This is a genomic window from Pseudomonas sp. PDM16, from assembly GCF_014851865.1.
In the GTDB taxonomy this organism is placed as follows: domain Bacteria; phylum Pseudomonadota; class Gammaproteobacteria; order Pseudomonadales; family Pseudomonadaceae; genus Aquipseudomonas.
In genome coordinates this window covers 463,855-476,255 of sequence record NZ_JACVAM010000002.1, presented here as the reverse complement: position 1 = coordinate 476,255, position 12,401 = coordinate 463,855, and the positions used below count along the sequence as shown (strand labels likewise).

The window sequence follows — 12,401 nt, the reverse complement described above, 5'->3', positions numbered from 1 at the left end:
AACCCATGCCATGCGTGCTACCCATCATTCTCGCCACGGTCGGAGGGGCTGAACCATGCAGTCCCTGTTGCCCTTCCTGCTGTTCGCCTTCGTCGCCACCATCACGCCGGGGCCGACCAATATCCTGGCGCTCAGCCACGGCGCGCGCTTCGGTGTGCGTGCCACCCTGCCGCTGGTACTCGGCGCCTGCCTGGCGGCGGCGCTGATCGTGCTGCTGGTGGGCTTGGGCCTGGGCGAGGCGTTGTTGCGCTACCCGCGTGTGCAACTGGCGATGAGCTGGCTCGGCGCGCTGTGGCTGAGTTGGTTGGCCTGGCAGTTGCTGCGTAGCGCCGCCACGCCGCTGAACACCACGGACGAGCGCGAACTCGGCCCGCTGGGCGCCGCGGCGCTGCAACTGGTGAACCCCAAGGTGTGGATGATGGCGGTCGCGGTGGTCAGCGTGTTCGCCGCTGGCAGCGAGGACAAGGCCGCGCGCGTGCTGCAACTGTCGCTGATCTTCCTGCTGCTGGCCGTGCCGAGCATGACCGCCTGGGCGTTGCTCGGCGCCGGCAGCGCACGCCTGTTGCAGTCGCCCAAGCGGATGCAGCGCTTCAACCAGGCGCTGGCGGTGCTGCTGTTCGTGTCTACCTGGCTGGCGTTGCTGCTGTAGCCGGCTCAGCGCTTGGCATCGATGCGCTTGACCGCTTCCAGCCAGGCCCCGTCGAGGCGGCTCTGCTCCGGGTCGAGCCCGCGCGCCAGCATGGCTTCGCGGTGGTCGTCGATCTCGCGGACCATCTGGCTGAGGTCGGCGCTGTTGCCGTCCAGCTGGTGCATCTGGGAAACACCCAGGTGGTAGAAGCGCAGCAGCTTCATGGCGCTCTCATCGCCCAGTTTCACACCGGCCTGCACGTGGTGCATGACGTTGGTGACGCGCATCAGGCTGCGCTTGAGCCGCCAGCCATAGGCGGCGGCAGCCATGAACGGTCGGTGCCACAACTGCAGGCGCACCACGGCGACGGTCAGGCCCAGGCCGAGTAGCACGCCGATCAGGTTCCACTTGAAGTTGTCGCCATCGGCCGCGCCGAACAGCTGGGTGCTGGCGGTGGCACAGAGCATGCCCAGGGCCAGGAACAGGCCGATGACGGCGTAGGTGCTGCGCCGGGTCTGCTGGCGATAGCGCTCGGGGCTCATGGGCTGGATTTCGAACAGGGTGGTCATGGCGATCCTGGCAGTCACGAAAGGCCGCCACCTTGCCTGATCGGGCCGGAGGGGTCGAGCCCGATGTGTGGCAAAGCTTGACCTGCGTCAGCAGGCGCGGCGGCTACTCGGTGACGGGTACGATCGGGATCAGCTCGACGTGCTTGCTGCCGGGCTCTGGGGTAAAGCCCAGGTCGCCGAACTGGTACCAGTCCTCGCCGAAGGTCTCGACCGGGTGCATGGTGCGGTCCGCACCGTTGCCGCACGCCAGCGAGGTACTCGGGCAATACAGGTCGCAGCCCCAGCAGATGCGCTCGGGATGGGGTGGGTTGAGCGGGAATTTCTTGGCCATGGCGCGCCTCGTACAGACTGCTGCGATGGTTGCAGGCTACGCCGATGGTGCGACCGCACCTTGACCTGGGTCATCGCGCGCCGATTCAGTGCACCTCGATGCGGTCGCGGCCGCCGGCCTTGGCCTTGTACAGGGCGCGGTCGGCACGGTCGAGCATGTGCTGCGGGTTCTCGTCGCCATGGAACTGGGTGATGCCGAAGCTGGCGGTCTTGCGCAGCACGGTATCGAAGTCGAACTGGCGGATGCGCTCCTGCAGGGTGCGCGCGGCTACCTGGGCCTGCTCGGCGTCAATCTCCGGCAGGATGACGAGGAATTCCTCGCCACCGAGGCGGCCGACCTTGTCGACGCTGCGCACGTTGTCGCGCAGCAGCGCGGAGAACTGGCGCAGCACGCTGTCGCCCACCGCGTGGCCGTGGTCGTCGTTGACGTGCTTGAAATGGTCGATGTCCAGCAGGATCACCGAGAACGGCGTGCCATAGCGCTGGGCGCGGGTGATCTCGTCGGCGAACAGCTGGTCGATGCGCGCGCGGTTCCACAGGCCGGTGAGGCCGTCGAGGCTGGCGCTCAGGGCCAGCCGGTCCTGGTGCAGGAACATGGTCTTGTGTGCCTTCTCCATCACGAAGGCGCAGAGCACGCCGAAGGAGAATGCGGCCAGTATCCAGATGAAGTGCAGCTGCTGCGCCCCCGGTTGCATGGCATCCAGCAGGGTGAAGGCGAGCAGCACGGCGGTGGACACACTGGCCGTCAGCAGGGCCTGGCGCAGGATCAGGCCGGAGACGGTGAAGGTCCACATCAGGTTGAGGTAGATCTCCGGCACGAAGTAGGCGAAGTCGGGGTTACGGAAGTTGAAGGCCAGGTTGGCGACCACCGCGCTGATCGGCGCCACGCTCAGCAGCACCCGCATCCAGCGATGCATCTCCTCGCGAAAACTCATCACGCCCACCGCCAGCAGCGACAGCGGTACCAGCACGCCATGCACCAGCAGGCGCAGGCCGTGGTGATCCTGCGCCACGTTCTGCTCGATGGCAGCGTAGATCAGGTACAGCACCGTGGTCAGGAAGGCGACGGAACGAATCTGCGGCAGCTTGGCCTGCCGGTACCAACGGACGAACTCCTGCCGCGTCGCGGCAGGCAAGCCGTACAGGGGGTCCAGCGACCGCGCCAGCGTTTCGATCACCCTCACTGGGGAACTCCTGTCCAGTGGCCGAGAAGAGCCGCCCGATGGCGGCTCTCCTATGTCGGCCGTAATTGCATCGACATGAGCTCAAAATGCCATCAGGCGTCGACCTGGCTCCACTGTTTGGCCAGCCGCTTGTCGGACACTGCCATTTTCGTGCCCAGTTGCTGGGCGAATAGCGACACGCGGTACTCCTCGAGCATCCAGCGGTACAGCACCAGTTCGGGGTCACGCTTGCCCTCCTGGGCGTGCTTGGCGGCCCTGGCCTGGTACTGCTCCCACGCGGCGGTCAGCTCGCCGGTCCACACGCGGTCGCGCTGCACCTGGCCGCCGACCTTGTCCAGGCGCTGCTCGATGGCCTTGAGGTAGCGCGGGATTTCCTTCAGCCACTCGCCCGGCGTTTCGCGGACGAAGCCGGGGTAGACCAGGTTGACCAGCTGCTGCTTGATGTCGTTGAGGGCCATGGCCTGGGCCAGATCGATCTTGCCCTTGAAGCGCTTCTGCAGGCCGTGGGCCAGCTTGAGGATGTCCAGCACCAGCCTGGCGATGCGCTCGGCGTGGCCGGTCCAGTCGCCGCGCTTCTTCTCGGCCAGGGCAGCCAGGGCTGCACCGTCGCGCGGCAGAGTCGCTTCGCCGTCGAGCACGCAGGCGTCGAGGCTGGCCAGCAGGATGTCCTCGACCAGCGCCTCGGGGCGGCCCATTTCACGGTACAGCAGACCCAGCTCGGTAAGGCCCGGCAGCTTGCCGCGCAGGAACTTGGCGGACTCGGCCAGTTGTTGCAGCAGCAGTTTCTGCAGCGCACGGCGGTGCTGGAAGTCGGCCTCGGCCTGGGTCGGGAAGCGCCCTTCCTTGACCACCCCACCCTCTTCCACCAGCGCTGGGAACACGGTCATGGAGAGGCCGGCGATCTTCTGCTGGGTCTTCTCGGCAACCTGGGCGAAGGCCTTGGCCTCCACCGGTTTCTGTTCCTGCTTCTGCTGCGGAATGGCCAGGGCGGCCTGGCTGGCTTCGGCGAAGCGCGCGGTCAGCTCGGCCAGGTCGCGGCCCTCGCCGAGGAACTTGCCCTGGGCGTCGACCACTTCCAGGTTCATCTTGAGGTGGCTTTCCAGTTGTTGCGCAGCCTCTTCCCAGGCCTCATCGGAGACGCGGGCGCCGGTCATGCGGGTCAGCTCGCGGCCGAGGGATTCGGGCAGCGAGCCCTGGCCGAAGACGATCTTCGACAGGGCCGCGCCGACGAAATCCGGCACCGGCACGAAGTTCTTGCGCAACGCCTTGGGCAGGTTGCGCACCAGGGCGATGGCCTTGGCCTCGATCAGCCCCGGCACCAGCCACTCCAAACGATCCGCCGGCAGTTGCGGCAGCAGCGGCGCCGGCACACGCAGGGTCACGCCGTCGCGCGGGTGATGGGGCTCGAAGTGGTAGGTCAGCGGCAGTTGCAGCTCGCCGAGCTGGAGGATGTCCGGGTACTGCGCGGCGGTGACTTCCTTGGCGTCACGCGCCAGCACGTCCTCCTCGCGCATGATCAGCAGCTGCGGGTTCTTCGCGCTCTCGCTCTTGTACCAGTGCTCAAAGGTGGCGGCCTGGTGGATCTCCGCCGGGATGCGCGCCTCGTAGAAGGCGTACAGGGTTTCCTCGTCGGCGAGAATGTCGCGGCGACGGGCCTTGGCCTCCAGCTCGTCGAGGCGCTCCAGCAGCTCGCGGTTGGCTGCCAGGCACTTGGCGCGGCTGTTGATCTCGCCGCGCACCAGGCCGTCGCGGATGAATAGTTCACGCGAGGCCACCGGGTCGACCGGGCCGAAATGCACCGGGCGGCGGCCGACCACGATCAGCCCGTACAGGGTGACCTGCTCGAAGGCGACCACCTGACCGCGGCGCTTCTCCCAGTGCGGCTCGAAATGGTTCTTCTTGATCAGATGGCCGGCCAGCGGCTCGATCCAGTCCGGCTCGATCTTGGCCACCTGGCGGGCGAACAGCTTGGTGGTTTCCACCAGTTCGGCAGTCATCACCCAGGTCGGCTTCTTGCGCCCGATCACCGAGGACGGGTGAATCCAGAAGCGCCGCTGGCGCGCGCCGAGGTAGTCGCCCTCCTCGGTCTTCTGGCCGATCTGGCTAAGCAGGCCGGACAGAATCGCCTTGTGCACCGCGGCATAGCTCTTGGCGCGCTGCGCCGCCTCGCCGGCCTCGGCTTGTTCGCGGACGATGACATTGACCTTGGTGTCGGTGGTCGGCTGCGGGCCTTGAGCAGCTCGGCCTTTCTGCCCAGGCTTGGCGGACTTGCCCATGTCATGAGCTTGGGAAGCTCCAGTCTTAGCGACAGACAGCTGCAGCTCGCGGGCGATCAGTACCAGCTGGCGGTGCGCGTCGCGCCACTCGCGCAGGCGCAGGTAGTTGAGGAAGTTCTTCTTGCACCAGCTGCGCAGCGGGTTGCTGCCCAGCTCCTGGCGTTTTTCTTCGAAGCCGCGCCACAGGTTGATCAGCGCGGCGAAGTCGGAATCCACGTCCTTCCACTGCGCATGGGCCTGGTCGGCGGCCTGCTGGCGCTCCATCGGCCGCTCGCGCGGGTCCTGCACGGACAGTGCCGAGGCAACGATGAGGATCTCTTCCAGGCTGCCGAGCTTGGCCGCTTCCAGCACCATGCGGCCCAGACGCGGGTCGATGGGCAGGCGCGCCAACTGGCGGCCCAGCGGAGTCAGCTGGCTCTCGCGGTTGACCGCCGACAGCTCCTGCAACAGGGTGAAGCCGTCGCTGATGGCCTTGCCATCTGGCGGCTCGATAAAGGGGAAGTCCTCGATGCTGCCCAGGCGCAGATGCAGCATCTGCAGGATCACCGCCGCCAGGTTGGTGCGCAGGATTTCCGGATCGGTGAACTCGGGGCGGCCGAGGAAATCCTCCTCGCTGTACAGGCGGATGCAGATGCCCGGCTCGACCCGGCCGCAACGGCCCTTGCGCTGGTTGGCGCTGGCCTGGGACACGGCCTCGATGGGCAGGCGCTGGACCTTGGCGCGGTAGCTGTAGCGGCTGATCCGCGCCGTGCCGCTGTCGATCACGTAGCGGATGCCCGGTACGGTCAGCGAGGTCTCGGCGACGTTGGTGGCCAGCACGATCTTGCGTCCGGCCATGGGCGCGAAGATCTTCTGCTGCTCGGCCGGGGTCAGCCGCGCATACAGCGGCAGCACCTCGGTGAAGCGCAGGTTGGCCTTGCGCAGCACCTCGGCGGCGTCGCGAATCTCACGCTCGCCGGGGAGGAATACCAGAACATCGCCGGGGCGCTTGCCCTCGGCACTCTCGTGGGCGGCGATCTCGTCCAGCGCGGCGAGGATGCCCTGGTCGACGGTGAGGTCGTCGAGCAGGCTCTCCCCCTCCTCGTCCACCTCGGCGGCCAGCGGGCGGTACCAGGTCTCCACCGGATAGGTGCGCCCGGAGACCTCGATGATCGGCGCATCGTTGAAGTGTTTGCTGAAACGCTCCAGGTCGATGGTCGCCGAGGTGATGATCAGCTTCAGATCGGGGCGGCGCGGCAGCAGGGTCTTCAGGTAGCCGAGCAGGAAGTCGATGTTGAGGCTACGTTCGTGGGCCTCGTCGACGATGATGGTGTCGTACTTCTCCAGGAAGCGGTCGTGCTGAGTCTCGGCGAGCAGGATGCCGTCGGTCATCAGCTTGATCAGCGTGCTGTCCTTGCTCTGATCCTCGAAGCGCACCTGATAGCCGACCAGCTCGCCGAGCGGCGTGGCGATCTCCTCTGCCACCCGGGTGGCAACGCTGCGCGCGGCCAGACGACGTGGCTGGGTGTGGCCGATCAGGCCATGCAGGCCGCGACCGATCTCCAGGCAGATCTTCGGCAGTTGGGTGGTCTTGCCCGAACCGGTTTCGCCGGCGATCACCAGCACCTGGTGTTTCTCCAACGCAGCCTTGATCTCGTCGCGCTTGGCGGCGATCGGCAGCGCGTCGTCGTAGCGGATGGTCGGGATGCTGCGCTTGCGCGCCTCGACCTTGGCGATGGAGGCCTGGAAGCGCTCCAGCCACTGCGCCAACTTGGCCTCGTCGGGATGCTTCTGCAGCTCATGGAGCTGACGACGCAGACGATGGCGATCGGCGATCAGGGCTTGGTCGATGTTCTTGTGCAGGGGAGCGATATCGGTCATCAGGCGGCGCGAGGCAATCGTGGCAAAGGCGCGATTGTCGCAGATTCCGCCTTCGCATTGCGCCCCGCACCGCAGATGGCGCGAGGCGATGCGGACAGGCTCAGCGGGTGGCGGTCACCGGCAGGCTGCGCAACTCCTGCGGAACCGTGCGCAGGGCCAGGTCCTGGGCCTGGATCGACGACCATGCGTAGCCCTGCAGGTCGCCCGGCTTGGTGTGATCCAGCTTCACCAACTGCTCGGCAGAAGGCGCCGGCGGCTGCACACCGTAGATCAGCGAGTAGAACACCGAGGCGGCCAAGTAGCTTCCGGCGTAGCTCGGATGGCTGCCATCCTCGATGAACAGGTTGGGCTGTGGCGACACGGCCAACGCGCGCTTCCAGGCCTGACCGACCGGCGCCAGTAGCGCGTGGGTCTCGTTGGCCAGTTCGGTGTAGACGCTGTCGAGCTGATCCTGCATGGCCGGCTTGGCCTTGCGCGCCCAGGTCAAATAGAGGATCGGCTGGGCGCCGGCCTTGCGCGCGGCAGCGGCCACATGGCGCACGTACTCGCGGGTCAGGTCAGGGTCGTCCACCGGCATGGTGCTAAAGTCCTGAATGACGACGTAGTCCCAGTGCTGGCTGGCAATGACCTTCTGTACTTCGCCACGCTGCCAATGAGCCTGCAGGCTGGCACCACCGAAGGTCACATCGCGAACCTGCAAGGGGCGAGGCTGGGCAGCCTCGACGGACATCTGCCGAACCATCTGCGGCAAGTCGTTGTAGAAGGTGTAGCTGTTGCCCACGAACAACACGCTCAGCGGCTGCCCCGGCAAGGCCGATTGGGCGGCAGTGCCGATTACCGGTTGTGCGGTCGGCGGATCGCCGGCCACGGCTTGGCCGACAGCGGCCACTCCCAGCATCCAGGCCAGGAGGATACGACGCATGGAAATACGCATTGAGGTCCCCCGGGAAGCGCAACGGCGCGGGTTACGGGCCCGCGCGCGACCGCCGCAGAGTATGCGAATACGCCCCCGTCGCAATGCTGGCACTTGGCATTCGCGACGAGAGGTCATACCGTTCGGTAGAAGTCATGATCCGGCTTGACCGTGATCAAAGTCCCATTCCCGCGACTGGGCAGAATATGGCCAAATGCCAGTCGGCTTGCGTGCAGATAGAGCGACTATGAAAAACTGGATCCTCAACCTCTCCCTCAAATACAAATTCTGGGCCGTCAACCAGGTGGCTTTCGTCACGACCCTGATGCTGGTGTTGTTCGCCATGCAGCAGGAGCAGGCTGGCCGCGCCGAGGCTGCGCGCGAGGCCGCGCAGTCCAAGGCCGCCGTGCTGGCTGCCTGGCCAGCCGGCAGCGCGCTGCCGCGTGATGCCCAGGTACTGACCTTCGCCAATGGCAGCAAGCCGGCCTGGCCCGGCCTGACCGGCAAGGAGCGCGGCTGGGTAGAGCTGGAGCACGATGGCATCTGGGGTGATACCCCGGTATTCGGCGCCTGGCTGCAGGACGCCGCCGATGGCCAGCGCGTGGCGGTGACCGCCAGCGCCCCGAGCCTGTGGCAGGTATTCGAGGCCCGTGCCGGCGCCTATGCGGTCTGCGTATTCGTGCTGATGCTGCTGCTCCTGGCCGCCTCGCAGTTGCTGATCCGCTTCATCCTCAGCCACCTCAACCAGCTCAAGGACGTCATGCTGCACGTCGAGCGCAGCGGTGACCTGTCCGCCCGCGCCCAGCTGAACAGCCGTGACGAAGTCGGCCAGATGGCCTCCGCCTTCAACGCCATGCAGGCCGGCTACCAGCGCGTGGTCAGTACCGTGGCCCAGGCCGCCGCCAGCCTCGACGATGGCGCTCGCCGCCTCGCCTCCAGCATGGAGCAGGTGCGCGGCGGCATGCTCGGCCAGCAGAGCGAGACCGACCAGGCCGCGACCGCGATCAACGAGATGTCGACCACCGTGCACCACATTGCCCAGCACGCCGCCGACACCCGTGACCAGTCCACCGAGGCGGACCGCCTCAGCGGCGTCGGCCAGCAGGTGGTGGGCCGCGCCAGCCACGCCATCGCCGCCCTCTCTCAGGGCGTGCAGCAGACCGCCGAGATGATCCAGCAACTGGCCGACGACAGCCGCACCATCGGCGGCATGGTCGAGACCATTCACGGCATCGCCGAGCAGACCAACCTGCTGGCGCTCAACGCCGCCATCGAGGCGGCTCGTGCCGGTGAAATGGGCCGCGGCTTCGCCGTGGTGGCCGACGAGGTGCGCAACCTGGCCAAGCGCGTGCAGGACTCCACCGACGAGATCACCCGCATGATCAGCAACCTGCAGTCCGCCAGCCGCGACGCGGTGGAGTTCATGCAGGAAAGCTCGCTCAAGGCCGACCAGTGCGTGCAGGAGGCCGGCGCCGCCGGCGAGGCCCTGGGTCATATCGCCAAGGCCGTGGCCTTAATGCGCGAGAGCAACACGCAGATCGCCGTGGCCGCCGAGCAGCAGAGCCAAGTGGCCGAGGAAATGACCCGCTCGGTGGTCGGCATCCGCGACGTCACCGAGCAGACCGTGCAGCAGACCGTGGCCTCTGCCAGCACCAGCGCCGAGCTGGTGGGCCTGGCCGAGGATTTGGGCAAAGCGATCCGCCGCCTGAAGCTGTGATGGCCAACTGAAACGAAAAAGCCCCGCATGAGCGGGGCTTTTTCGTGGGGCATCAGCCAGCAGATAAGCAGTTTTACACCAACCGCACGGTTGATCGGTAAAGCGCGGTCCACGGGGTGGATGGCCCTCTGCTCATCCACCACCATCCGCCCGGACAGGACACCTCTATGTGGCGTCCGGAGTCTGCCTGGCGCCGCGCCCGGCAATCGGCTCCTGTGCCTGGCAACCGTCATCGTTGCAGGTCAGCCCTTCGACCTTGGCCGCGGTGTCGACCCGAGCGTCCACCGACATGCCGACCCGCAGGTGGCCGATCAGCGGCTGGTCGGTATCGAGCACGATCTTCACCGGAATCCGCTGCACCACCTTGGTAAAGTTGCCGGTGGCGTTGTCGGGCGCGACGGCGGCGAAGGTCACGCCGGTAGCCGGCGCCAGGCTCTGTACATGACCACGCAGGACCTCGTCGGGAAAGCTGTCGACCCGGATGCTGACCGCCTGACCGGGACGCATGTGGTCGAGCTGGGTCTCCTGGAAATTGGCGATCACGTAGACCTGCTCCAATGGCACCACGGCCAGCAGCACATCGCCGGGCTTCACATAGGCACCGACCCTCACGGCGCGACGTCCGACCATGCCGTCCACCGGCGCGCGCAGCTGCGTGTGCGACATATCCAGCTCCGCCCTCTCCAGGTTGGCCTGGGCGCTCTGCAACGCGGCCTCGGCGGCGTCACGCCGGGCGGCGAGGATATCGGTCTGTTTCTGCGTGGCCAGCAGCCCGGCGCGGTTCTCCTGCTGCTTGGCACGGGCGCTGTCGTACCGGCTCTGTGCCTGCTGCGAGTTCTGCAGAGTGCCGGCACCGCGCCCGACCAGGCGCTCGTATCGCTCGCGCTCACGCTCGGCGAACAGCACCTCGGCACGGTCCGCCTGCAGGGTCGCATGCACCTGGTCGATCAGCGACTGCTGGCGATCCAGCGTGGCCTGGGCGTTGGCCAGCTGGGCCTTGACACTGGCCACCTGGGCCCGCGCGCCGTCCAGTGCCGCGCGATAGTCACGATCGTCGATGCGCGCCAGCACCTCGCCGGCGCGGACTCGCTGGTTGTCCTGCACCAGCACTTCGTCGATGAAGCCGGACACCTTCGGCGCCACCAGGGTGAAGTCGGCACTGACGAAAGCGTCGTTGGTGCTCTGCTCGTGATGATCGGCCAGCAGGAGGTACCAGGCGCTCCAGGCTGCCAGACCGGCGAGCAGCGCCAGGCCGGGAAGCACGATGGGGTTGGATGGACGAGGGGTGGAATCGCTCATGGAAATCTCCGACTCAGGTAGCGGCGCGCGGCGGGTAGATGCGCGTCGGCACGAAGGGAATGATCAGGATCAGCACGACGGCCAGCAGCGCCATGCACAGGTAGAGGTCGGACGAAGTCAGCACCAGCGCCTGCTTGTGCAGGCGCGCCGCCAGGCGGGCGCTGTCCTCGACCAGGGGTGAGTTGCCGAGGCGGTCGACCAGGCTGGTCGAATGGAAATGCAGGCGTGCGGTGGTCAGCACATCCAGCACCGCGCCGGCGAGAATCGCGGCGAAGCCCTTCACCGAGTTGAACCAGGCCGAGGCGAACGGCCCCTGCGCCGGCACGATGCTGCCGGTCGACAGCATGAGCAGTGGCAGTACCGCCATCGGCTGGCCGAATATCTGCAGCGCCTGCACCAGATAGAAGTCGTCGCGAATCCATGCCGAGGTGATCTGCGAGCCCAGCAAGCAGGACAGCGACAACAGCGCCAGCCCAGTCGCCAGCACCCAGCGGCAATCGACCCAGCGCAGGTTGCACAGTGCCGCCACCAGCGGCAGGGCCAGCAGCTGCGGCAGGGCGACCACCAGTAGCACCGGCGAGGTCTGCAGCGGCCGATAGCCCTGCACCTGAGCCAGGTAGCTGGACGGAATCAGGCTCGAGGCCAGCAGCGCGAAAAGCACACCGCCCAGGGTGAACAGGGCGAAGCTGAGGTTGCGCAGCTTGAGCAACTGCAGCTTGAAGAACGGCAGCGGGTGGCACCACTCGTTGATCAGGAACAGCACCATCAGTGCGCTGCCGCCACCGAGCAGCACACGGATCAGCGGTGAGGCGAACCAGTCCAGGCGCTCGCCCTGGACCAGGCCGATCACCAGCATGCTGATCGCCGGAAAGCCGAGCAGCAGCCCCTGCCAATTGAACTCGGCGAAGCGCTCCAGGCGCAGCGGGTCCTGCGGCAGGCCCCAGGCGACGGCGGCCATGGCCAGCAGGCTGCTGGGGATGATCTGCCAGAACGCCCACTGCCAGCCGACGTACTCGACCCAGAACGCCGCCAGCGGCGTGCCCAGGCTGGGGCCGAAGGTTGCGGTCAGGGCGTAGCTGGCCAGGCCATAGAGCTTGATGTTGGCCGGCAGAAAGCGCAGGGCCACGGTCATCAGCATCGGTGGCAATGCACCGCCGGCCAGGCCCTGAAGCATGCGCAGCAGCATCAGTGTGCGCTCGTTGGGAGCGAACGGGCTGAGCAGGCCGAGCACCATCAGCGCGGCGATGGCACCGAGGGTGAAACGGCGCAGCGACAGGGTTACCGAGAACCACGGTGCGAAGGCCATGGCGCATACCGAGGGTGCGGCGTACAGGGCTATGAGCCAGCTGCCTTCGTCATGGCCGATCCCCATGGCCCCGCGAATATCGGCCAGGGCGACCTTGGTGACGTTCTCGTTGAACCCCGCCACCAGCACCGCCAGCAGCACGCCCAGCAGACCGACCACGATGCGCGGACCGAACGCCACCACCGGCGGCGCAGTCACAGGCGCCGGAGCCGGCATGCCCTGGGAGATGAGTGCGGTGCTCATCGGGCGCCAGCCTGAACGGAGAAAGAAAGAAGCGGTGACATGCAACGAATCCGGACTATGGGGAGTGCGCAAAGTC

The 12,401-nt window shown here is 66.9% G+C and carries 9 protein-coding genes; 2 read left to right on the top strand and 7 right to left on the bottom strand.

Annotated elements, in window-relative coordinates; genetic code table 11:
- The first annotated feature begins 55 nt into the window (after positions 1-55).
- Positions 56-649, top strand: coding sequence for a LysE family translocator (locus tag IB234_RS08710; protein ID WP_192316556.1), 594 nt, complete (start codon positions 56-58; stop codon positions 647-649).
- Between the two features lie 5 nt (positions 650-654).
- On the opposite strand, the gene IB234_RS08705 is transcribed toward IB234_RS08710, so the two are convergent.
- From IB234_RS08705 to IB234_RS08685, 5 genes are all read right to left on the bottom strand, one after another.
- Complete coding sequence (locus IB234_RS08705; RefSeq protein ID WP_192317771.1) at positions 655-1,188, bottom strand: DUF3087 domain-containing protein; 534 nt, start codon at positions 1,186-1,188, stop codon at positions 655-657.
- Between the two features lie 112 nt (positions 1,189-1,300).
- Complete coding sequence (locus IB234_RS08700) at positions 1,301-1,528, bottom strand: DUF3079 domain-containing protein (RefSeq protein WP_192316554.1); 228 nt, start codon at positions 1,526-1,528, stop codon at positions 1,301-1,303.
- Positions 1,529-1,613: 85 nt separating this feature from the next.
- Positions 1,614-2,711 (bottom strand): GGDEF domain-containing protein, encoded by a 1,098-nt coding sequence (locus IB234_RS08695; protein WP_318651993.1) that lies wholly within the window; start codon positions 2,709-2,711, stop codon positions 1,614-1,616.
- 92 nt (positions 2,712-2,803) lie between these two features.
- Complete coding sequence (hrpA, locus tag IB234_RS08690; protein WP_192316552.1) at positions 2,804-6,847, bottom strand: ATP-dependent RNA helicase HrpA; 4,044 nt, start codon at positions 6,845-6,847, stop codon at positions 2,804-2,806.
- A 100-nt stretch (positions 6,848-6,947) separates the two neighbouring features.
- Positions 6,948-7,769, bottom strand: a complete 822-nt coding sequence (locus IB234_RS08685) for an SGNH/GDSL hydrolase family protein (protein WP_192316550.1) — start codon at positions 7,767-7,769, stop codon at positions 6,948-6,950.
- Positions 7,770-8,007: 238 nt separating this feature from the next.
- On the opposite strand from IB234_RS08685, the gene IB234_RS08680 reads away from it, so the two are divergent.
- Entirely contained in the window at positions 8,008-9,477 is a 1,470-nt protein-coding gene (locus tag IB234_RS08680; protein WP_192316548.1) for a methyl-accepting chemotaxis protein, read from the top strand.
- 165 nt (positions 9,478-9,642) lie between these two features.
- Here the strand turns inward: IB234_RS08680 and IB234_RS08675 are convergent, their stop codons facing one another.
- Together IB234_RS08675 and IB234_RS08670 are read right to left on the bottom strand one after the other, a co-directional pair.
- Positions 9,643-10,776, bottom strand: coding sequence for an HlyD family secretion protein (locus IB234_RS08675; protein ID WP_192316545.1), 1,134 nt, complete (start codon positions 10,774-10,776; stop codon positions 9,643-9,645).
- 13 nt (positions 10,777-10,789) lie between these two features.
- Positions 10,790-12,325 carry an MFS transporter gene (locus IB234_RS08670; protein ID WP_192316543.1) on the bottom strand — a complete coding sequence of 512 codons (1,536 nt, stop codon included), beginning with the start codon at positions 12,323-12,325 and terminating at the stop codon, positions 10,790-10,792.
- Between the last annotated feature and the right edge of the window lie 76 nt (positions 12,326-12,401).

Bases quoted from the DNA above. Each gene is read 5' to 3' on its own strand.
- IB234_RS08710 (WP_192316556.1), top strand. From the start codon at position 56: ATGCAGTCCCTGTTGCCCTTCCTGCTGTTCGCCTTCGTCGCCACCATC.
- IB234_RS08700 (WP_192316554.1), bottom strand. From the start codon at position 1,528: ATGGCCAAGAAATTCCCGCTCAACCCACCCCATCCCGAGCGCATCTGC.
- hrpA (WP_192316552.1), bottom strand. From the start codon at position 6,847: ATGACCGATATCGCTCCCCTGCACAAGAACATCGACCAAGCCCTGATC.
- IB234_RS08685 (WP_192316550.1), bottom strand. From the start codon at position 7,769: ATGCGTCGTATCCTCCTGGCCTGGATGCTGGGAGTGGCCGCTGTCGGC.
- IB234_RS08680 (WP_192316548.1), top strand. From the start codon at position 8,008: ATGAAAAACTGGATCCTCAACCTCTCCCTCAAATACAAATTCTGGGCC.
- IB234_RS08675 (WP_192316545.1), bottom strand. From the start codon at position 10,776: ATGAGCGATTCCACCCCTCGTCCATCCAACCCCATCGTGCTTCCCGGC.
- IB234_RS08670 (WP_192316543.1), bottom strand. From the start codon at position 12,325: ATGAGCACCGCACTCATCTCCCAGGGCATGCCGGCTCCGGCGCCTGTG.